This is a genomic window from Streptomyces spiroverticillatus, assembly GCA_014650415.1.
Classification (GTDB): Bacteria; Actinomycetota; Actinomycetes; order Streptomycetales; family Streptomycetaceae; genus Streptomyces; species Streptomyces spiroverticillatus.
The window spans coordinates 86,823-106,320 of record BMUX01000013.1 but is presented as its reverse complement, the minus strand read 5'-3'; the positions used below and the strand labels follow the sequence as shown (position 1 = coordinate 106,320).

Below are 19,498 nucleotides of genomic sequence, written 5' to 3'. Positions count from 1 at the left end.
GGGGGCTAGGCGGAAGGGGCGCCGCCCAAGGGGGCTAAGCGGAAGGGCGCCGTCCAAGGGGGCTACGGATCGCCCTCCGGTCAGGACGCGTGGGCCGCCGGAGCGTCGTGGTGGCTTATTTCGAGGTCACCGGAGTCGCCGAAGGTCAGACGGCACGTGTCGGCGCGGTAGGTGGCGACGGAGACGGCCGCCGTGCGGCCCTCCGCGAAGTAGCGGGTCGTCACGACCAGGACAGGCGCACCTGGCAGCCGGTCCAGTTCCTTGGCGTCGTCGGCACGCGCGGAGCCCAGTTCGACGGCCCGGTCCTGGCCCTCCAGCCCGAGCCGCTGGAGTTCACGCAGCACCGTACGGGCGCGGACCTGCCCCGACGGGGTCTCCACGGCGGGCAGTTCGGGCACCGACGCCGCAGGCACGTAGAGCAGTTCGGCCGCGACCGGCTGCCCGTGCGTCATGCGCGTGCGCCGCACCACGTGCAGCTCGTCCCCGAGGGGCGTCCCGAGCATGCGGCTGACGGCCGCCGGCGGTGCGGCGAGCGCGGAGCCGACCGGCACCCAGGCGTCGTCGGCCGCACCCGGCCAGGAGTGCTGCGAGGTCGAGACGTCGACACCCATGCGCGGCGGCGCGACCGTGGTGCCCACACCCCGGCGGCGCTGGAGGCGGCCCTCCAGCTCCAGCTGTTCGAGGGCCTGGCGGAGCGTGGCCCGGGCGACCCCGAAGCGGGCCGCGAGCTCGCGCTCGTTGGGAAGGATCTCGCCGACCGAGAAGTCGGAGTCGAGTGCCTCGCTGAGCACGGTCTTGAGGTGCCAGTACTTCGGCTCCGGCACCGTTTCGAGCTGCGTGGTCCCCACCCTGATCCTCCGCAATCGCCGCGTCCCCCGCGGCATTCCGAGACGTCCGCCAAGACGCCGTTCCGCGCCCTTGTTTATTAAAGGTCCTTGCACTAACTCTGCGACCATAGGTCCGCCCCCCTACTTGGTCAAGACCAATCCGCTTTCCTTTACGGAGGTTATGGAAGCCCGGGAGCGAATTGCGCGTAGGCCACGGACCGTTCACGAAGCCGCAAACTGCCCCGCATCCGAGGGACGGATACGGGGCAGAGAGACGCACGGGAAATCCGGAAGAGACTATTCCGGCAGGAGTGCGGAGAGTTTGTCGGGATTGCGCATGATGTAGACGGTCTGAATGAGCCCGTCGGCGACGTCCAACTGGAAGACGGCGTCCACCACTCCGTCCACCGACGACACCAGCGCGGGCCCACCGTTGAGTTCGGCGAAGCGGATCTCGGTGCCGGGGGCCGCCTTCTTGGCGATGCCCGCCAGGAAGCGCGCCACCTTGTCCGCGCTCTCCACGACCCGCAGCGAGAGCCGCACCTTGCCGCCGCCGTCGCCGACGAGGCGCACCTCGGGGGCCAGCAGCGCGAGCAGGTCGCCGAGGTCGCCCCCGGCCGCGGCGGCGAGGAACCGCTCGGTGAGCTCCTGCCGCTCGGCCGGGTCCACGTCGAAGCGCGGCTTGCGCGCGTCCACGTGCTTGCGGGCGCGCCCCGCGAGCTGGCGCACCGCCGCGTCCGACCGGTCGAGTGCGGCGGCGATCTCCCCGTACGGAAATCCGAAGGCCTCGCGCAGGACGAACACGGCGCGTTCCAGCGGCGAGAGAGATTCGAGGACGACCAGGACGGCGAGGGAGACGGACTCGGCGAGCACGGCGCGTTCGGCGGTGTCGGGGACGCTCGCGTCGAGGTCGGTGGCGAGCGGCTCCGGCAGCCAGGGGCCGACGTACGCCTCCCGTCGCGACTGCACGTGCCGCAGGCGGTCGATGGCCAGACGCGTGGTGATCCGTACGAGATAGGCCCGCGGTGTGCGGACCTCCTCGCGGTCCTCCGCCGACCAGCGCAGCCACGCCTCCTGCACGACGTCCTCGGCGTCGGCGACGCGACCGAGCATGCGGTAGGCGACGCCGATCAGGACGGGGCGGTGCTCTTCGAAGAGGGCGGCGGCGTCGGTGGCCGTGTCCAAGGTCATCCCTCCATCCCAGCTCACGGGCGTGGCGGTGTCCAGGGCGGGCGGGAGCGGTCTCGGCCACACCCGCGGCCGGCGCGGGCCGAGCGGGAGCGGCTCTTGAACTCCAAGCTACTGGAGGGTAGTTGTTGCTGACAGAGCGTCTAAGGCTGTTCCTGCACCCCCGCCCCGAGGAATCCCGAGGAGTCCCCCATGACCGCCACCGTCGCCTTCGCCGTCGAGTCCCCCGGCGGCCCGCGCACCGCGTCCGTCACGTACGAGCGTCGCGGGCAGGGCGAGCCGCTGCTCCTGCTGCACGGCATCGGGCACCACTGGCAGGCCTGGGAGCCGGTGCTGTCCGCGCTGGCGGCGGAGCGCGACGTGATCGCCGTCGACCTGCCCGGGTTCGGGACCTCGCCGGCCCTCCCCGACGGCGTGTCGTACGACCTGGAGTCGGTGGTGCCCGTACTGGGCGCCTTCTGCCGGGAGTTGGGGGTGGAGCGGCCGCACGTCGCCGGGAACTCGCTCGGCGGGCTGCTCGCACTGGAGATGGGCCGGGAGAAGCTGGCGCGGTCGGTGACGGCGCTCTCCCCCGCGGGCTTCTGGACGCAGGCCGAGCGGCGGTACGCGTTCGGGACGCTGCGCGGGATGCGGGCGGCGGCGAAGGCGATGCCGCTGCCGCTGATCGAGCGGCTGTCGAAGAGCGAGGCGGGCCGGTTCGCACTGACCAGCACGATCTACGCCAAGCCGGGGCGGCGTACGCCGGAATCGGTCGTCGCGGAGACCTTGGCGCTGCGGGAGGCCACCGGCTTCGGACCGACGCTGACCGCGGGGCTGAGCGTGCAGTTCCGGGACGACGTGCGGGACGTGCCGGTGACGGTGGCGTGGGGGACGAAGGACCGGCTGCTGGTGCGACGGCAGGGGGTGCGGGCCAAGGGGATCATCCCGGAGGCGCGTCTGGTGCGGCTGCCGGGGTGCGGGCACGTGCCGATGAACGACGATCCGGCGGCGGTGGCGAGGGTCATCCTCGACACCAGCCGCTGAGGCCGCGAGGGCCTCCAGGACCGTACGGGCGGCAGGGACCGCACACTCTTTCCAAAGTGGAAAGTAGATGGCAATCTGGCAACAACACCGATTCCACGGGACGTTGGGGGAGCCATGAGTGAATACGCGGACGCGGTCGCGGCGTTGCGGAAGGCGGAGCGGGTGGAGGGCGCCGCACGGCACGGCAGCAGTTGGTACGCGCGCTACCTCCTGGTCTTCGGCACCGCGCAGTTCGCCTTCATCCCGCTGGTCGTGCTCTGGCACGGCGCACTGGCCACCGCCGTCACGATGTCCGTGTTCGCGGTGATGGTCGTCCTGCTGAGCGTGTACGCCGCCCGGCAGCGCACGGCGCGGCGCCACTTCGGTCTCCGGCACGGCCTCACGATCGGCGCCTGGACGCTGCTCTACACGGCGACGATCGTGCTGCACGGCCGGGACGGGTGGCAGGACAGCGTGCCGCTCGCCGTCGGGGGCGCCGTGGCCTGCGCACTGCCCCTGCTGGTGGGGGCCGTGTTCGAGCTGCGGAGTGCGGCATGACGGAGCAGAAGGCCGGCGCGCACCCCCGGCACGCGCTGGCACCGCTGCTGTCCTCTCCGGTGCGGCTGTCCGTGGTGGCGGCGCTCGCTCCGCTGGACAAGGCCGAGTTCGGATTCGTACGGGATCTGGTGGAGGTGTCCGACTCGGTGCTGTCGAAGCAGGTGGCCGCTCTGGAGGAGGCGGGGTGGGTGACCGTGACGAAGGGGCGGATCGAGCGCAGGCCCCGGACCTGGCTGGCGCTCACGAAGGAGGGGCGCGAGGTGTACGGGCGTCACCTGGACGCCCTCCGGGCCATCGCCGGCGGCCAGGCGCTTGACACTCCCACCTGACCTGGGCGAACGTATCCCGCCACGGGATCGGTCAGCTCCGGTCGCCCCGCGCCCAGAATCGCGGCGAAACGACCAGAAGCACACTTAACCCATCAGTCACAAACCGTTCGTGATCACGCAACACCGCTGAGCAAGAGTGCTGCCATGACGCACACGAATCGCCCCGCGGCAGCCCCTTCCCAGCAGGCCTCCAAGCCCCGGCACCGCCACCACTGGCGGCGCGACCTCGTGGAGCTGGCGGCGCTCTTCACGGCGGTCGCGGTCGCCGACTCGATCGCGAACATGATCGTGCACGGCCCCGACGGACCCGTGCTGCTCATCGCCTCGGCGGTGGCGCTCGCCGCCACCGCCGGGTTCCACACCTGGTGGGCACGGAAGCACGGGCACGCACCTCCGCCCGCACCGCCGACCGATCCCGGCACGGCCGTGGAGGCGGCCGAGTCCGAGGAGCCGGCCGAGCCCCGCGAGACCGCGCTGTGGCGGATGCGTACGACGGTCAAGGACGAGCCCGGCTCGCTGGCCGCGCTGTGCACCGTGCTGGCACGGCTGGAGGTCGACATCCTGACCCTCCAGACCCACCCGCTCGGTGACGGCACCGTGGACGAGTTCCTGCTCCGGGCGCCCGCCGAGGTGCAGATCCGGGACCTGTCCCGCGAGGTCGCGGCCATAGGGGCCAAGGACACCTGGCTGGAGCGGGCCGACACGCACGACCTCGTGGACGCGCCCACCCGGGTGCTGGGTCTCGCCACCCGCACCGCGCTCGATGCCGCCGAACTGCCGCTCGCACTGCGGCAGTTGCTCGGCCGGTGCACCATCCACTCGCTGCCCGCGACCACCCTCACCGGGCGGCCGTCCGGACACGCGGCGCCCGTGGAGGGCGTACTCGAAGGGACGGTCATGCGGCTCGGCCACCCGTCCGGCGGGGCGATCACCGTGGAGCGGCCCTACCTGCCGTTCACGCCCACCGAGTTCGCGCGGGCCAGGGCGCTGGTGGAGCTGGACGCCCGGCTCGGGCCGCGGGTGCCGCGCAGCCAGGACGTGCTGACGCTGCCCGAGGGCAACGCCATCACCGTACGCAGGGCCGGACCCGACGACCTCGAAGCGGCACTCGCCATGCACGAGCGCTGCTCGGAGCGGACGCTGGGGCTCCGCTACCACGGGCCCGTTGCCGACGCCGACCGCTATCTCACCCACCTGCTCAGCCCCCGTTACGGCCGCACGCTGGCCGTGCAGACCGCGTCCGGGCGGCTCGTCGCCCTCGGCCACCTGCTGTGGGACGGCGACGAGACCGAGGTGGCGCTGATCGTCGAGGACGCCTGGCAGCGCCGGGGCATCGGCTCCGAGCTGCTGAGCAGGCTGGTGGGCCTGGCGGCCGAGGCCGACTGCGAGAGCGTGTACGCCGTCACTCAGGCGTCCAACACCGGCATGGTCGCCGCGATGCGCGGCCTCGAACTGCCCCTGGACTACCAGATCGAGGAGGGCACGCTGGTGGTGACGGCGCGGCTCGGCGGGGTGACTACGCCGGTACGCCCTGGTTCCGTGCAGCAGGAAGGTCTGCCGTACGTGCCCCGCTCCGACCGGAGTTGAGGACCAGGCGGTCGGTGGCCGGTACGGAACCGGCCGCCGCCAGGGCCTCGCAGAGGTCCCGCCAGAGGTCCTCGACGTCCTCCAGCCCGACCGACATTCGCAGCAGCCGGTCGCTGACGCCCGCCGAGCGCCGGTCTCCCTCGGCCACGATCCGGTGGCTGATGGAGGCCGGGTGCTGGATCAGGGTGTCGACGCTGCCGAGGCTGACGGCCGGGGTGATCAGGCGGACGCCCGCGATCACCGCGTGCGGGTCGCCGTACACCTCGAAGGCGACCATCGCGCCGCCCAGTTCGGGGTAGTGGACGCGGGCAACTCGGGGGTCGGCGGCGAGGCGGCGGGCCAGCTCGGAGGCGTTCGCGGACGCGGCCTTCATCCGTACCGGAAGCGTGGACAGGCCGCGCAGCAGCAGGTATCCGGCGAGCGGGTGCAGCACGCCGCCGGTGGCGAACCGCACCTGCCGCAACTGCCGGGCGAACTCCTCGTCGCAGGCCACCACTCCGGCCAGCACGTCACCGTGCCCGCCCAGGTACTTGGTGGCGCTGTGCAGGACCAGGCGGGCCCCGTGCTCGACGGGGCGCTGGAGCACCGGTGTCGCGAAGGTGCTGTCGACCAGCAGCGGAACCGGGCCGCAGGCCTCGGCGACGGCCGCGATGTCGATCTCCGCGAGAGTCGGGTTGGCCGGGGTCTCGACCATCACGAGCCCCGTGTCGGGGCGGATCGCCTCCGCGATGCCCGCCGGGTCGGTGCGGTCGACCCAGGTGACCTCGGTGCCGAGCAGCCCTGCGGTGAGCAGGTGGTCGCTGCATCCGTACAGCGGGCGCACCGCCACCACGTGCCGCAGCCCCGCCGACGCCCGCACCAGCAGGACGGCGGTCAGCGCGGCCATGCCGCTGGCGAAGGCGACGGAGGAGTCCGTGCCTTCGAGCCGGGCGAGCGCCTCCTCGAAGCGGGCGGTCGTCGGGTTGTCGAGGCGGGCGTACACCGGCGGGCCCTCGGGGAGTTCCCCGGTCGCGGCGAACGCGTCGATGCGGGCGGCCTCCGCACGGCTGTCGTGGGAGGGGTACGTCGTCGAGAGGTCCAGCGGCACGGCGTGCACGCCCAGCGCGGCGAGGTCTTCGCGGCCGGCGTGCACGGCGTGGGTGGCGAGGGCCCGGGGTGCGGGGTGCTCGGAGGCGGCGGCCCGGGGTGCGGGGTGCTCGGAGGCGGCGGCCCGGGGTGCGGGCGAGGATACGGGGGTCATGCTGCGCAGTCTGAACATCCACCGGACTTCGGCGGTGAACTCCCGTGCTACGTTCGGCCAATGGCTGATTCCGTCGCACTGGACCCGGTCGACCTGCACATTCTGCGCCTGTTGCAGAACGACGCCCGGACGACGTACCGCGACCTGGCCGCCGAAGTCGGCGTCGCCCCCTCCACCTGTCTGGACCGCGTGACCAGGCTGCGCCGCTCCGGCGTGATCCTCGGGCACCAGCTGCGGCTGGACCCGGCGAAGCTGGGGCGCGGCATCGAGGCGCTGCTGCTGGTGCAGGTGCGCCCGCACCGCCGGGAGCTGATCGGCCCGTTCGTGGAGCGGGTCAGGGCGCTGCCCGAGTCACGGGCACTGTTCCACCTGACGGGGCCCGACGACTACCTGGTGCAGGTGGCGGTGGCCGACGCCGCCGAGCTCCAGCGGCTCGTCCTGGACGAGTTCACCTCCCGTCGCGAGGTGGCCCGTGTGGAGACCCGGCTGATCTTCCAGCAGTGGGACTGCGGTCCTCTGCTGCCTCCCGGATCGCCCCAGGTCACGGGGCGACAGGGGTCAGGCGCAGAACGCTAGTGACGTGGGCCCCCTCTTCGTACGAGGATGTCCGTATGTCAGACAACAGCACCCTTGACACCCCGCTCCCGCGCGAGGTCGCCGACGCGTACGTCGACGCCCTGATCGCCCTCGACCCGGTCCTCGGCACCTACCTCGGGGTCAAGGACAGCGCACGCAGCCTCCCCGACTACTCCCCCGAGGGCCGCCAGGCCGTCGCCGAGCTGGCTCGCCACACCCTCGCCGTCCTGGACGAGGCGGAGCAACTGCCCGGCGCGGACACCGAGGCCGAGCGGCGCTGCGGGCGTCTGCTGCGCGAGCGCCTGACCGCCGAGCTCGCGGTGCACGCGGCGGGCGAGGACCTGCGCGCGGTCAGCAACATCCACTCCCCCGCGCACACCATCCGTGAGGTGTTCACGCTCAACGCGACCGACACCGACGAGGACTGGGCGGACATCGCCGAGCGCCTGCGCGGTGTCCCGGCCGCCTTCGAGGGCTACCGCTCCTGCCTCGAACTCGGCCTGGAGCAGGGCCTGTTGGGCGGTCCGCGCCCGACCGCCACGTTCATCGAGCAGCTCACCGAGTGGGCGGGCGGCGAGCGCGGCTGGTTCGAGGAGTTCGCGGCGGACGGCCCGCAGTCGCTGCGCGGCGAGCTGGACGAGGCGGCCCGTGCGGCGACCGCCTCGGTGATGGCGCTGCGCGACTGGATGCGGGACGTGTACGCGCCGGCCGTCAAGGACGCGCCCGACGCCGTGGGCCGCGAGCGGTACGCGGTGTGGTCGCGTGCCTTCAACGGCACCGACCTGGACCTGGACGAGGCGTACGCGTACGGCTGGGCGGAGTACCACCGCCTGCTCGCCGAGATGAAGACCGAGGCCGAGAAGGTCCTCCCGGGCGCCGAGACCCCGTGGAAGGCGCTGGCCTGGCTGGACGAGAACGGCACCCACATCGAGGGCGTCGAGGAGGTCCGGGTCTGGCTCCAGGCGCTGATGGACGAGGCGATCGAGTCCCTCGACGGCACCCACTTCGACCTCGCCGAGCGGGTCCGCAAGGTGGAGTCCCGGATCGCCCCCGCGGGCGGCGCGGCGGCCCCGTACTACACGGCCCCCTCCGAGGACTTCTCCCGCCCGGGCATCACCTGGCTGCCCACCATGGGCGAGACCCGCTTCCCGGTGTACGACCTGGTGTCGACCTGGTACCACGAGGGCGTCCCCGGCCACCACCTCCAGCTCGCGCAGTGGACGCACGTCGCCGACCAGCTCTCCCGCTACCAGGCGTCGGTGGGCCAGGTCAGCGCCAACTGCGAGGGCTGGGCGCTCTACGCGGAGCGTCTGATGGACGAGCTGGGCTTCCTGAAGACCGCCGAGCAGCGGCTCGGGTACCTGGACGCCCAGATGATGCGTTCGACGCGGATCATCGTGGACATCGGCATGCACCTGGAGCTGGAGATTCCGGCGGACTCGCCGTTCCACCCGGGCGAGCGGTGGACGCCGGACCTGGCGCAGGAGTTCTTCGGCCTGCACAGCGGGCGTCCGGCGGACTTCGTGGAGAGCGAGCTGACCCGCTACCTGTCGATGCCGGGCCAGGCGATCGGCTACAAGCTGGGCGAGCGGGCGTGGCTCCTGGGCCGTGCGAACGCGCAGGCCGCGCACGGCGAGTCCTTCGACCTGAAGGCGTGGCACATGGCGGCGCTGTCGCAGGGGTCGCTGGGCCTGGACGACCTGGTGGACGAGCTGTCGAAGCTCTGAGTCGGTGACGGGGGGCGGGGGCTTGGGCTCCCGCCCTCTTTCGCGTAGGGGGAACCGTGCAAAGCAGTTGGCTGATGTGCGCCGATCCGCTGTCGGGGCGGCGGGTCGATCCGGCGTTCGCCGCCGAGGCGTCGGCGGTACGGGATCTGGGCGGGCCGGTGGCGCTCCTGGACCACGACGCGCTGCTCGCCGGGGACCTCGGGGCGGCGCTGGGGCGGGTGCCGCGCGGGTCGGGGGCGTACTGGTACCGGGGGTGGATGATTCCCGTGCACCGGTACGAGGAGTTGGCGCGCGGCCTGGAGGAGCGCGGGTGCGCCTTGCTGACCGGGGCCGATTCCTATCAGGCGGCGCATGAACTCCCTTACTGGTACGAGGAGTTCACCGGCCTCACGCCGCGCAGCGTCTGGCGGCAGTGCCCGCCGGGCGCGCCGCCCCGACTTCCCGAATTGTCCGCGCTCGTCCGTCCGCTGCGGGCCGGGCCCGCCGTGGTGAAGGACTTCGTCAAGTCCCGCAAGCACGAGTGGCACGAAGCGTGCTTCGTGCCCGAACTCGGGGACACCGCCGCCCTGTCGGCCGTCGTGGACCGGCTCTTCGCGCTCCAGGAGGACTCCCTGGCGGGCGGTCTCGTGGTGCGGGAGTTCGAGTCGTTCGTACGGGGCGGGGAGGCCCGGGTGTGGTGGGTGGACGGGGAGGCGGTGCTGGTCACCGCCCATCCCGACACCCCCGGCGACGCCCCGGAGCCGGATCTCGCGGCGGTGCGCCCGGCCGTGCGGGCGCTGGGCTGCCGGTGGGTGACCACCGATCTGGCGCTGCGCGAGGACGGGGTGTGGCGGGTCGTGGAGGTCGGGGACGGGCAGGTCAGCGGGCTGCCGGAAGGGGCGGACCCCCGGGCGCTGTTCGAGGTGCTGGGTGCGGCCGTCGGCCCCGATGGGCTGTGACGGCCGCCGTCAGCCCCGGCGGAAGCCGCCCTCCGAGTCGATGACCCGGCCCGTCACCCACGCCGCCTCGTCGGTGGCCAGCCAGGCGAGCAGGCGGGCCGGGTCGTCCGGCATGCCCCAGCGGCCCGCCGGGAACATCGACGCGATCGTGTCGTAGACCTCGCCCGTCAGGTAACCGGTGTCCACCGGGCCCGGGTTGACCGCGTTCACGGTGACCCCGAGGTCGGCGAAGGTGGTGGCCAGGGTGCGGGTCGCCGAGGCGAGGGCGCCCTTGGCGAGGGCGTAGGCCAGTTCGCCGGGCATGCCGCTGCCCTGGTCCTGGCCGGAGGTCATCAGGAGGAGGCGTCCGCCGGGGGTCCGCGTCGGCTGTGCGGTGCGCAGTCGGGCGTAGGCCTGGGCGAGCAGGATCACCGAGCGGGTGTTCGTGGCCCAGTGGGCGTCGAGCATGTCCGCGTCGATCTCGTCCAGGGTGCCGTCCGAGCCGCTGAGGGCGTGGTTGGCGACGACGATGTCGAGCCGTCCGCCGAGTGCTTCGGCGGCGGTGGCGATGAGGGAGGCAGGGGCCTTCGGGTCGGTCAGGTCGCCGGGTCCGTGGGCGACGACCGCTCCGGGGTCGCTGCGGGCCTCCCGGACACCCGCGGCCACTCCTTCGGGGCCTTCGGGGTCCGCGCCCCACGGCTGGGCGGCGTCGTGCGGGACGTGGTGGTGCAGGTAGACGCTCGCCCCGTACGCGGCGAGCCGCCGGGCCACCGCGTAGCCGATGCCGCCGCGCCTGCTGGCCCCGGTGACGAGTGCGGTGCGGCCCAGGAGGGGGCGGGGATCGCGGCGGAGGTCTTCGGGGGCGGGGTGCTGGATCTCGGGCATGGTCCCGGATCCTCTCAAAGAGGCCGGCCCCGCTCCACCGGATTCCCTGCCACCGCAGGCGGGTTCGGCAGCCGCAGGAGTCTTCAGCAGCCGCAGTCGTCGGAGTCGACCGGGGCGGTCAGCGGGTCGGCCGTGGGCGTCACCGGGCCCTCCCAGGTCTCGTACGCGAAGCCCTCGCGGATCCAGTACTCCATGCCGCCGAGCATCTCCTTGACCTGGTAGCCGAGTTGGGCCAGGGCGAGGGCGGCACGGGTGGCGCCGTTGCAGCCGGGGCCCCAGCAGTAGGTGACGACGGGGACGCTCTTGTCGAGGAGGCGTTCGGCCTGCTCGGGGATGAGGGCGGTGGGCAGGTGCACGGCGCCGGGGACGTGGCCCTGGTCCCAGGAGGCGGTGTTGCGGGAGTCGATCACGACGAAGCCGGGGTCGCCGCCCGCGGCGAGGGCGGAGGCGACGTCGGAGACGTCCGCGTGGAAGGCGAGGCTGGCGCCGAAGTACGCGGCGGCAGCGGCGGGGGACGCGGGCGGGACGCGCAGGACGGCGTTGGCGGCGGGAGCAACGGGGGCGGCGGTGTGCGAGGCGGTGCTCGTCGTGGTGCTCGTCATGGCCAGAAATCTACGGTCGATGATCATCGGGCTGAAGTGGATTACCCCGGGACTTCTCTTGATCTGCCGGTGAATCCCCTGTTGTCTGTGCGCATGACCGGATATTCACCGGACGCCACGGACTGGCGCATTCTGGAAGCCCTGCAACGCGAAGGCCGTGCCACTTTTGCCGAGTTGGCGCGGACCGTCTCGATGTCGTCGAGCGCGGTGACCGAGCGCGTGCGCCGCCTGGAGGAGGCGGGGGTGATCTCGGGGTACGCCGCCGTGGTCGAGCCCGAGCGGATCGGCATGCCGATCCTCGCCTTCGTGCGGCTGCGCTACCCGCACGGGAACTACAAGCCCTTCCACGACCTCCTCGACGTGACGCCGGAGGTGCTGGAGGCGCACCACGTGACCGGCGACGACTGCTTCGTGCTGAAGGTCGCCGCACGGTCGATGCAGCACCTGGAGGAGGTGTCCGGGCGGATCGGGGCACTGGGTTCGGTGACGACCAGCGTGGTGTACTCCTCGCCGCTGCCGCGCCGGGCGATCAGCCGCTGAGCCTCGGTCGCAGATCCCCCTGAACCTCAGTCTGCCGTGCCCCGGCGACGCACGGCAGAGCCCGCCCGCCCCTTGATCACCTCCAGTTGGACCGGGATGCGGCGGCGCAGGTCGCCGACGTGGCTGACGATGCCGACGCTGCGGTTCCGTTCGCGCAGGGCGTCGAGTACGTCGATGACCTCGTCCAGTGTCGCCTCGTCGAGGCTGCCGAAGCCCTCGTCGATGAACAGGGTGTCCAGGCGCACCCCGCCCGCCTCGTCGGTGACGACGTCCGCGAGGCCGAGCGCCAGCGCGAGGGAGGCGAAGAAGGTCTCGCCGCCGGACAGGGTGGAGGTGTCGCGCTCACGGCCGGTCCAGGAGTCCACGACGTGCAGGCCGAGGCCCGCGCGCCTGCTGCCGGTGCCGATGGTGCGCTCGTCGGAGTGCACGAGGGTGTAGCGGCCGGCGGACATGCGGTGCAGCCGGGCGGTCGCGGCGGCGGCGACCTGTTCCAGGCGGGCGGCCAGGACGTACGACTCCAGGCGCATCTTGCGTTCGTTGTCGGCGGAGGTGCCGGCGGCGAGTCCCGCCATGCGGGCCACCCGTTCGTAGTCGGCGCGCAGCGGGCCGAGCCTGCGGGCCTCGTCCTGGGCCTGCCTGCCGAGGCGGGCCAGCGCCGTGCACCGGTCGCGGGCGGCGTCGTACGCGGAGGTCGCGTCGCGCTGGGCGCGTTCGGCGGCGGTGAGTGCCGCCTCGGCGGACCGGACGTCGGAGGCGGGCCGGGCGGCCGCTTCGGCGGCGTCCCTCTCGTGCAGCCGGTCGGCGACCGCGGCCCGTTCGGCCTGCCAGGCGTCGATGCGCTCCTGGAGGGCGCGCTGCTCACGGTGGTCGAGGAAGGCCCGCGCCGCCTCGTCCGGGGTGGCGAATCCGGCCTTGAACGCGGCGTCGGCGAGGGACCCGTCGGCGGCCTTGAGGCGCTCCGCCGTCTCCTCGTACGCCCGTACCGCCTCGGCGGCGTCGGCGAGCAGGGCGACCCGGCGGGTGAGGGTGGCGAACTGCTCCTCCACGCTGCCCGCCTCCCCGCGCGCCCGGGTCAACTCCTCCTGGAGTCCGGCGAGTTCGCGGTCGATGGCCTCGCGGTGCGAGGTGCGGGCGGCGCTGCGCCGTTCGGCCTGCTCGCGGGCGTCGACGCGGCGGGCGTGCTCCTGCTCGGCGCGGCCCAGTTCCTCGCGGGCGGCGTGCATGTCGCCCGCCGCGGCGTGGGCGGTCGCGTGGTCGTGGCGCAACTCGCCTTCCAGTACGGCCAGTTCGTCGACGCTCGCACCGGTGGCCTCGGCCTGGGCGGCGGCGTGGGTCTGCCGGAGCCGGGACAGTTCGCTCTCGGCCTGCGCCCGGGTGTCCTCGGCTCGCCCGTAGGCGTCCTCGGCGCGCTGTTCGGTGTCCCGGTCGACGTGTCCGGCCCCGGCGCGGGCGGGGGCGGGGTGGCCGGTGGCGCCGCAGACCTTGCAGGCCTCGCCGTCGCGGAGTTCGGCGGCGAGTTCGGCGGCGATGCCGCTGAGCCTGCGCTCGCGCAGGTCGAGCCAGTGCTCTCGGGCGTCGCCCGCCGCGTCGCGGGCGGTGCGCAGGCGCTGCTCGGCACCGCCCAGTTGCTGGTCCAGTGCGTCGCGGCGGCGGGCGGCGGCCAGCCGGGCGGCGGCCGGTGCGAGCTGCGACTCCAGGTGCCCGGCGCGGGTCGCCGCTTCCTGGGCGGTCTCGATGCGGTCCTGGAGGCGGCGTCGTACGGAGTCCCAGGCGGCGAGCCAGTCCTCGGCGTCCTGCCGTACGTCCTCGTCGGCGCGGGCCTCCCGGTCGAGGGCGGCGCGCTCGGCGGTGATCTCGGCGCTGCGGCGCTCGGCCCGGCGGGCGGCGTCCAGGCCGCCCAGCTCCTGCCGTATCCGCCTCTCCCGCTCGGCGAGCTGGTCGGCCCCGGCGTCGGCGAGGGAGGCGGGCAGCCGGGTGCGGGCGTGTGCGTACGCCGTGGCGGCCTGCCGGTGTTCGCGTTCGGCGGTGTCGCGCAGGGTCAGGGCAGGGGCGACCCGGTCGGCGGCCCGGGCCAGGTCCTGGCGGGTGCAGAGCCCCTCGAACTGCTCACGGCGTTCGTCCAGCGCGGTCGCGCGGCGGCGGGTCTCCGCGTACCGCTCCTGGAGCCGCAGCAGGTCCCGCTGCTCCTCCAGCACGCGCCGGGCGGCGGCCCGTCTGCTGTCGGCGGCGTCCACCGCGCAGGCGGCGAGGTCCCGGCGCTCGACGGCCCCGCTGCGGGCAACGGCGGCCCAGGCGAGGACGGCGGCGGCGAGCCCGGGGTCGCCGGGGCGCTCCTCGGGGCGGGGCAGGTCGCGGGCGGCGGGACCGGCGGCCTCGGCGGTGCGTTCGGCGAGGGCGAGGAGGCGTTCGTCGCCCTGCTTGACCTGCTGTTCGGCGGTGCGGCGCAGTTCGGCGAGGCGTTCTTCGACGGCGGCGAAACGGCGGGTGTCGAAGAGCTTGCCGAGGAGTTTTCCGCGGGCTTCGGCGTCGGCGCGCAGGAAACGGGCGAAGTCGCCCTGCGGGAGGAGGACGACCTGGCAGAACTGCTCGCGGTTCATCCCGACGAGCTGGCCGATCTCCTCGCCGATCTCCTGGTGGGAGCGGCTGAGGGCCTGCCACTCCCCCGTCTCGGGGTCGCGCTCGCGCAGCCAGCTCTGGGCCTTCTCGGTGACGAAGCCGGTGCGGTTGCCCTTCTTGGGCCGCAACTGGGCGGGGCGGCGGGTGACTTCCAGGCGACGGCCGCCGACGGTGAGGTCGAGGACGACCTCGGTGGGGGTGTCGGTGGCGGCGTGGTCGCTGCGCAGGGTGAGGCCGCGCCCCTCGCGGGCGCCGGGCACGGACCCGTACAGCGCGAAGCAGACGGCGTCCAGGACGGAGGTCTTGCCCGCGCCGGTCGGCCCGTGCAGGAGGAACAGTCCGGCGGCGTTGAGCGCGTCGAAGTCGACGTGCTGGGCGGCGCCGAAGGGGCCGAAGGCGGTGACGCGCAGGGAGTGCAGCTTCATCGGGGCACCTCGCACGGGCCCCGGCGGGACATCTCGCACACGGTCGCAGGGCAGTGCTTCATCGGGCCACCTCGCGCACCGTCTCGTCCACCCGTACGTCGTCGAACGCGCCCCGGAGCACCGCCCGTTCGCTTCCGTCCGGTCCGCTGCCGCCGCGTACGTGCGCCACGAAGTCCTCCGCGATCTGCTGGTCGTCGCGGCCCTTGAGCCGCTGCGCGTACGAGACGTGTTCGCTCTCGGGTCCGCGTTCCGGGTCGAAGACCAGGCTCACCGTGTGCGGGAAGCGGACGCACAGGCGGGCCATCGGGTCCTCGGGCCGCACCGGGTCGGTGAGCGTGGCCTCCACCCAGGAGTCCTCGTGCCGGGCCAGGCGGGGATCGTCGAGGAGGTCCTCCAGGTGGCCGCGCAGCCGGGCGAGCGGCCGGGGCACCGGGCAGTCGAGCCGCTCGGCAGCGGCGATCTCGCCGCCGGGGCCGAGGTCGATCAGCCACATCGTCTTGCGGTGGTCGACCTCGGAGAAGGAGTAGGCGAGCGGGGAGCCGGAGTAGCGGACGCGTTCGTTCACCGTCTGCGCGCCGTGCAGGTGGCCCAGCGCCACGTAGTCGACGCCGGCGAAGACCCCGGCGGGGACGGCGGCGACCCCGCCGACCGTGATGTCGCGCTCGCTGTCGCTGGGCTCGCCGCCCGCGACGAAGGCGTGCGCGAGGACGACGGAGCGGGTGCCGGCGGGGCGGGCGGCGAGGTCGGCGCGCACCCGGTCCATCGCGGCGGCGAGGACGTCCTCGTGGCGGGCCTTGGCGGCGCCCAGTTCGTCCCGTGCGAGAGCGGGTTCCAGATAGGGCAACCCGTAGAAGGCGACGTCGCCGTGCGCGTCGGAGAGCACGACGGGGGTGGCACACCCAGCCGGATCGGTGCGCAGGTGGATGCCCGCGCGCTCGATGAGGCCCGCGCCGACGCCCAGGCGACGGGCGGAGTCGTGGTTGCCGGAGATCATCACCGTCGGCACGTTCTCGGCGGCGAGGCTGTGCAGGGCCGCATCGAAGAGCTCCACGGCGGCGAGCGGCGGCACCGCGCGGTCGTACACGTCCCCCGCGACCAGCACGGCGTCCACCTCGTGCGCGCGGACCGTCGCCACCAGGTGGTCCAGGTACGCGGCCTGGGCGTCGAGCAGTCCCACCCGGTGGAAGGACCGGCCGAGGTGCCAGTCGGACGTATGCAGAAGCCTCATGGTTCACGAGCGTAAAGGGAGGGTCTGACAATCAAGGCCGCAACGGGTGAATCCGCCCTCGCACCGGCCTCTCCCGCCCCTGGTCCGGCGGGCTGCTCAGACGTCTCCGTACGCCTCTCCGCCGAGCGCGAAGGAGGCTGTTCCCGCCGTCGCGTCCGCGAGCCAGCCCCGGAAGGCGTCGACGTCGGCGTCCGGCAGCCCGATCTCGATGGTGACCGCCTCCGCGTACCGCACCTCGCGCACGGAGCGCCCGGTGGCCCGCAGGTCGTTCTCCAGCTTGCCCGCGCGCTGGTGGTCGACGGTGACGGTGGCGAGCCGGAAGCGCTGGCGGGTGATCGTCCCGAGTTCGTCGAGCGCCTCCCCCACGACTCCCCCGTACGCCCTGATCAGGCCGCCCGCGCCGAGCTTCACGCCGCCGTAGTACCGGGTGACGACGGCGACGACGTACCGCACCTCGCGGCGCATCAGCATCTGGAGCATCGGGACGCCCGCGGTGCCGCCGGGCTCGCCGTCGTCGCTGGCCTTCTGGATGCCGGCGTCGGCCCCGACGACGTACGCGTAACAGTTGTGCGAGGCGGTGGGGTGCTCCTTGCGGATGCGGGCGACGAAGTCCTGCGCCTCCTGCTCGGTGGCGGCGGGCGCGAGGGCGCACAGGAACCGGGATCGGTTGATCTCGGCCTCGTGCACGCCCTCCTGGGCGACGGTCCGGTACTGCTCTGCCATCCGGCCACCCTATGCGGCCTGCGGATTCGCCCGCCCACCGAGGCGCTGCGGGCTCAGCCGGCGGCCCAGTGCTCCCAGGACTGCGCCCTGATCCACTCCACGGCCGGAGTGAGCCGCACGCCCAGCTCCCGTTCCGTGTGCGCCGGGTCGGCGGCGAGCAGGGCGGGGTCCGTGTGCGCGTGGTGGTAGACCCCGGCGACCCCTGCCGCGGCCGCTGCGCCCACGGCCCGGGCGAGCCCGTCCTCGAACCGCCGGACGTCCAGCGGTACGTACGTCACGTCCCGGCCCAGGACCTGGGCGAAGGCCCGCGCCAGCTCGGGGCCGGTGAGGACGTCCGCACCGCCGACGTCCAGCACCCGGCCCACCAGTGCGTCGTTGTCCAGCGCGGCGGCGACGAGGCGTGCGAGGTCGTCGTGCGAAAGCCAGGCGACCGGCTGGTCGGCACGCAGTGGGTAGGCGAGGACGCCGTGGTCGACGAGATCGGGCCCGTGCCAGGGGCTGAAGAGGTTGTCGAGGTAGACGGGCGGACGCAGGACCACGGTCGGCACGCCACTGGCCCGGATCACGTCCTCGGCGGCGCGGCGGGTCTCGAAGGCGGCGTACGGGGTGGTCGTCTCGGGCAGCGCGGTGTTGGTGTTGAAGACGAGTCGCCGGAGGCGGGCGGTTCGGGCCGCGGTGGCGACGTTGCGGGCGTAGGTGAGGACGGTGTCCGGGTCGTACTCCAGGGGGATCGTCACCACGGCGTGGGTGATGCCGGTGAAGGCCTCCTGGACCGCGTCGGCGTCGCCGAGGTCGGCGGCGAGCAGGGTGACGCCGGTGGGGGCGGGCTTTTCGGGGTCGCGGACCAGGCCGATGACCTCGGTCCCGTGGGCGGCGAGGTAGCGGGCGATCGCGCCGCCTTGGGCGCCGGTGGCGCCGGTGATGAGGTAGCGGGGGGTCATGCGGGGTTCCTTTCGGGTACGGGGGTGGGCCGGGGCCTCTGCGGAGGCGCGGCCGGTGTCGGGCTGGGCCGGGGGGGGAACCGGGGCCCGCCGGAAGCGGGAGGGGCCGCCCCCCTTGCCCGCCCGTCCCGCCCCCGGGGGGCGGCCCCGCCGCCCAAGGGGGCTACGTGAGCACAAGGGAGCTACGGAGCTGCGGGGTTGCGGAGTCGGGCCGCCACCAGCGCCCCCATCACCCCCACGCCCGCCCCCGCGAGGAAAGCCGCGGCCAGGCCCCCCGTGAGGTCGTCGCCCGCCGCGGTGCGGGACGCCGTGATTCCGGAGAGGGTCGCGAGGCCGATCACGGAGCCGAACTGGAGGCTGGTGTTGACCAGCCCCGAGGCGAGCCCGGCCTCGTCGTCGCCGGTGCCCGCAGTGGCCGCGACCTGGGTGGTGATGGAGACCAGCGGCAGCGCGACCCCCAGCACCAGACTCGGGAACAGCACCTCCCCGACGAACGACCCCGTCGCCGAGAGCCGGGACAGCCAGCCCATCCCCACCGCGATCAGCACGAACCCGGCACACATCACCGCCCGCAGCCCGTACCGGCCGATCAGCCGCCCCGTGCCGCCCGCGACGAGCACCACCGTGACGGACAGCGGCAGCAGCCCCAGGCCGCCGCCCACCGCGTCGTACCCCAGAACCGTCTGGAGGTAGAGGCTGACCAGGAAGAACATCGGGAACAGCGCCATCTGCCACAGGGCGGCCAGGACGTTCGCCGTGCGCAGGGCGCGGCGCCGGAGGACGCCGGGCGGCACCAGTGGCGCGGCCGCCCTGCGCTCGATCCGTACGAAGAGGGCCAGCAGCAGGACCGCCCCGGCGGCCGGGCCGAGGGTCGCGGGCGCGTGACAGCCCGCCTCTCCGGCGCTGACCACGGCGTACGCGAGAAGCGCGAGGCCCCCGGTGACGGTGACCGCGCCGGGCAGGTCGACGCCGCGCCCGTCGCGTACCGCACGCCCCTCGGGCAGCAGCCGGAACGCCGGGACCATCAGCACCACCCCGGCGACGACGTTCATCGCGAAGGTGGACTCCCAGCCGAGCCAACGGGTCAGTACGCCGCCGAGCACCGTGCCCGCCGCGCCTCCGGCACCCGCCATGGCCGCGAAGACGCCGAGCGCCCGGTGCCGGCCCGGCCCGTCCTCGTACAGCAGGAGCAGGAGCGCGAGCGCGGACGCCGCGGCCAGTGCCGCGCCGACGCCCTGTGCGGTGCGGGCCGTGATGAGCAGCGGGGCGTTGGTCGCGAGGGTGCCGAGCAGCGAGGCGACGGTCAGGACGGCGAGGCCCGAGACGAACACCCGCCGCCGCCCGAGCAGGTCGGCCGCCCGGCCGCCGAGCAGGAGCAGGCCGCCGAAGGAGACCAGATAGGCGTTGGCCACCCAGGACAGAGCGGCGGGTGAGATGCCCAGCTCCCGGCCCATGGAGGGGGCCGCGACATTGATCACCGAGGTGTCCAGGATCAGTACGAACTGGGTCCCCGCGAGCAGCGCGAGCGCCCGGCCGGTCCTGGCGGAGACCGGGCGTTCCTGACCGGTGCGGGACATGTCTCTCCTG

Annotated in this window: 18 protein-coding genes; 8 read left to right on the top strand and 10 right to left on the bottom strand. The window is 73.7% G+C overall.

All coding sequences use genetic code 11. The annotated features are described in order from the left end of the window. Positions 1-80: 80 nt before the first annotated feature. Both IE269_RS29645 and IE269_RS29640 read right to left on the bottom strand, forming a co-directional pair. Complete coding sequence (locus IE269_RS29645) at positions 81-848, bottom strand: GntR family transcriptional regulator (protein WP_189826276.1); 768 nt, start codon at positions 846-848, stop codon at positions 81-83. Positions 849-1,124: 276 nt separating this feature from the next. Further along, positions 1,125-2,018 (bottom strand): RNA polymerase sigma-70 factor, encoded by an 894-nt coding sequence (locus IE269_RS29640; protein WP_189826275.1) that lies wholly within the window; start codon positions 2,016-2,018, stop codon positions 1,125-1,127. A gap of 189 nt (positions 2,019-2,207) precedes the next feature. On the opposite strand from IE269_RS29640, the gene IE269_RS29635 reads away from it, so the two are divergent. The 4 genes from IE269_RS29635 to IE269_RS29620 all read left to right on the top strand — a co-directional run bounded on the left by IE269_RS29635 (position 2,208) and on the right by IE269_RS29620 (position 5,491). Continuing rightward, positions 2,208-3,038 (top strand): alpha/beta fold hydrolase, encoded by an 831-nt coding sequence (locus tag IE269_RS29635; protein WP_189826274.1) that lies wholly within the window; start codon positions 2,208-2,210, stop codon positions 3,036-3,038. A gap of 114 nt (positions 3,039-3,152) precedes the next feature. Continuing rightward, positions 3,153-3,575, top strand: a complete 423-nt coding sequence (locus tag IE269_RS29630) for a hypothetical protein (RefSeq protein ID WP_189826273.1) — start codon at positions 3,153-3,155, stop codon at positions 3,573-3,575. Continuing rightward, positions 3,572-3,904, top strand: a complete 333-nt coding sequence (locus IE269_RS29625; protein WP_189826272.1) for a winged helix-turn-helix domain-containing protein — start codon at positions 3,572-3,574, stop codon at positions 3,902-3,904. Before IE269_RS29630 ends, IE269_RS29625 begins: the two co-directional genes overlap by 4 nt. A gap of 144 nt (positions 3,905-4,048) precedes the next feature. Then, positions 4,049-5,491 (top strand): GNAT family N-acetyltransferase, encoded by a 1,443-nt coding sequence (locus IE269_RS29620; RefSeq protein ID WP_189826271.1) that lies wholly within the window; start codon positions 4,049-4,051, stop codon positions 5,489-5,491. Here the strand turns inward: IE269_RS29620 and IE269_RS29615 are convergent. After that, positions 5,421-6,731, bottom strand: a complete 1,311-nt coding sequence (locus IE269_RS29615; RefSeq protein ID WP_189826270.1) for a trans-sulfuration enzyme family protein — start codon at positions 6,729-6,731, stop codon at positions 5,421-5,423. The genes IE269_RS29620 and IE269_RS29615 overlap by 71 nt on opposite strands. Positions 6,732-6,791: 60 nt before the next feature. On the opposite strand from IE269_RS29615, the gene IE269_RS29610 reads away from it, so the two are divergent. From IE269_RS29610 to IE269_RS29600, 3 genes are all read left to right on the top strand, one after another. After that, on the top strand, positions 6,792-7,307 hold the full coding sequence (locus tag IE269_RS29610; protein ID WP_189826269.1) for an Lrp/AsnC family transcriptional regulator: 516 nt from the start codon (positions 6,792-6,794) through the stop codon (positions 7,305-7,307). A 35-nt stretch (positions 7,308-7,342) separates the two neighbouring features. Continuing rightward, positions 7,343-9,034, top strand: coding sequence for a DUF885 domain-containing protein (locus IE269_RS29605; protein ID WP_189826268.1), 1,692 nt, complete (start codon positions 7,343-7,345; stop codon positions 9,032-9,034). A gap of 74 nt (positions 9,035-9,108) precedes the next feature. Then, positions 9,109-9,972 carry an ATP-grasp domain-containing protein gene (locus IE269_RS29600; protein WP_189826399.1) on the top strand — a complete coding sequence of 288 codons (864 nt, stop codon included), beginning with the start codon at positions 9,109-9,111 and terminating at the stop codon, positions 9,970-9,972. Positions 9,973-9,981: 9 nt separating this feature from the next. Here IE269_RS29600 and IE269_RS29595 read toward each other — a convergent pair whose 3' ends face one another. Then, positions 9,982-10,836, bottom strand: a complete 855-nt coding sequence (locus IE269_RS29595) for an SDR family oxidoreductase (RefSeq protein WP_189826267.1) — start codon at positions 10,834-10,836, stop codon at positions 9,982-9,984. Positions 10,837-10,919: 83 nt separating this feature from the next. Further along, complete coding sequence (locus IE269_RS29590; RefSeq protein ID WP_438817647.1) at positions 10,920-11,444, bottom strand: rhodanese-like domain-containing protein; 525 nt, start codon at positions 11,442-11,444, stop codon at positions 10,920-10,922. An 87-nt stretch (positions 11,445-11,531) separates the two neighbouring features. Between IE269_RS29590 and IE269_RS29585 the strand changes: the two genes are divergently transcribed. Beyond that, on the top strand, positions 11,532-11,978 hold the full coding sequence (locus IE269_RS29585; RefSeq protein ID WP_189826265.1) for an Lrp/AsnC family transcriptional regulator: 447 nt from the start codon (positions 11,532-11,534) through the stop codon (positions 11,976-11,978). A 26-nt stretch (positions 11,979-12,004) separates the two neighbouring features. Here the strand turns inward: IE269_RS29585 and IE269_RS29580 are convergent, their stop codons facing one another. The 5 genes from IE269_RS29580 to IE269_RS29560 all read right to left on the bottom strand — a co-directional run bounded on the left by IE269_RS29580 (position 12,005) and on the right by IE269_RS29560 (position 19,488). Next, positions 12,005-15,019 (bottom strand): AAA family ATPase, encoded by a 3,015-nt coding sequence (locus IE269_RS29580; protein ID WP_189826264.1) that lies wholly within the window; start codon positions 15,017-15,019, stop codon positions 12,005-12,007. Between the two features lie 58 nt (positions 15,020-15,077). Continuing rightward, positions 15,078-16,247 (bottom strand): exonuclease SbcCD subunit D, encoded by a 1,170-nt coding sequence (locus IE269_RS29575; protein ID WP_189826263.1) that lies wholly within the window; start codon positions 16,245-16,247, stop codon positions 15,078-15,080. A gap of 96 nt (positions 16,248-16,343) precedes the next feature. Continuing rightward, on the bottom strand, positions 16,344-16,970 hold the full coding sequence (locus IE269_RS29570) for a YigZ family protein (protein WP_189826262.1): 627 nt from the start codon (positions 16,968-16,970) through the stop codon (positions 16,344-16,346). 53 nt (positions 16,971-17,023) lie between these two features. Next, the gene (locus tag IE269_RS29565) at positions 17,024-17,911 is read right to left on the bottom strand and encodes an SDR family oxidoreductase (protein WP_189826261.1); all 888 of its coding nucleotides are present in this window, start codon (positions 17,909-17,911) and stop codon (positions 17,024-17,026) included. A 182-nt stretch (positions 17,912-18,093) separates the two neighbouring features. Then, positions 18,094-19,488: an MFS transporter gene (locus IE269_RS29560; RefSeq protein ID WP_189826260.1), complete on the bottom strand. Its 1,395-nt coding sequence runs from the start codon at positions 19,486-19,488 to the stop codon at positions 18,094-18,096. Positions 19,489-19,498 lie beyond the last annotated feature (10 nt).

What these genes read in the sequence shown, in the direction of transcription:
- IE269_RS29640 (WP_189826275.1), bottom strand. Translation starts at nt 2,018, where the DNA reads ATGACCTTGGACACGGCCACCGACGCCGCCGCCCTCTTCGAAGAGCAC.
- IE269_RS29635 (WP_189826274.1), top strand. Translation starts at nt 2,208, where the DNA reads ATGACCGCCACCGTCGCCTTCGCCGTCGAGTCCCCCGGCGGCCCGCGC.
- IE269_RS29630 (WP_189826273.1), top strand. Translation starts at nt 3,153, where the DNA reads ATGAGTGAATACGCGGACGCGGTCGCGGCGTTGCGGAAGGCGGAGCGG.
- IE269_RS29625 (WP_189826272.1), top strand. Translation starts at nt 3,572, where the DNA reads ATGACGGAGCAGAAGGCCGGCGCGCACCCCCGGCACGCGCTGGCACCG.
- IE269_RS29620 (WP_189826271.1), top strand. Translation starts at nt 4,049, where the DNA reads ATGACGCACACGAATCGCCCCGCGGCAGCCCCTTCCCAGCAGGCCTCC.
- IE269_RS29615 (WP_189826270.1), bottom strand. Translation starts at nt 6,731, where the DNA reads ATGACCCCCGTATCCTCGCCCGCACCCCGGGCCGCCGCCTCCGAGCAC.
- IE269_RS29610 (WP_189826269.1), top strand. Translation starts at nt 6,792, where the DNA reads ATGGCTGATTCCGTCGCACTGGACCCGGTCGACCTGCACATTCTGCGC.
- IE269_RS29605 (WP_189826268.1), top strand. Translation starts at nt 7,343, where the DNA reads ATGTCAGACAACAGCACCCTTGACACCCCGCTCCCGCGCGAGGTCGCC.
- IE269_RS29600 (WP_189826399.1), top strand. Translation starts at nt 9,109, where the DNA reads ATGTGCGCCGATCCGCTGTCGGGGCGGCGGGTCGATCCGGCGTTCGCC.
- IE269_RS29595 (WP_189826267.1), bottom strand. Translation starts at nt 10,836, where the DNA reads ATGCCCGAGATCCAGCACCCCGCCCCCGAAGACCTCCGCCGCGATCCC.
- IE269_RS29585 (WP_189826265.1), top strand. Translation starts at nt 11,532, where the DNA reads ATGACCGGATATTCACCGGACGCCACGGACTGGCGCATTCTGGAAGCC.
- IE269_RS29580 (WP_189826264.1), bottom strand. Translation starts at nt 15,019, where the DNA reads ATGAAGCTGCACTCCCTGCGCGTCACCGCCTTCGGCCCCTTCGGCGCC.
- IE269_RS29575 (WP_189826263.1), bottom strand. Translation starts at nt 16,247, where the DNA reads ATGAGGCTTCTGCATACGTCCGACTGGCACCTCGGCCGGTCCTTCCAC.
- IE269_RS29570 (WP_189826262.1), bottom strand. Translation starts at nt 16,970, where the DNA reads ATGGCAGAGCAGTACCGGACCGTCGCCCAGGAGGGCGTGCACGAGGCC.
- IE269_RS29565 (WP_189826261.1), bottom strand. Translation starts at nt 17,911, where the DNA reads ATGACCCCCCGCTACCTCATCACCGGCGCCACCGGCGCCCAAGGCGGC.
- IE269_RS29560 (WP_189826260.1), bottom strand. Translation starts at nt 19,488, where the DNA reads ATGTCCCGCACCGGTCAGGAACGCCCGGTCTCCGCCAGGACCGGCCGG.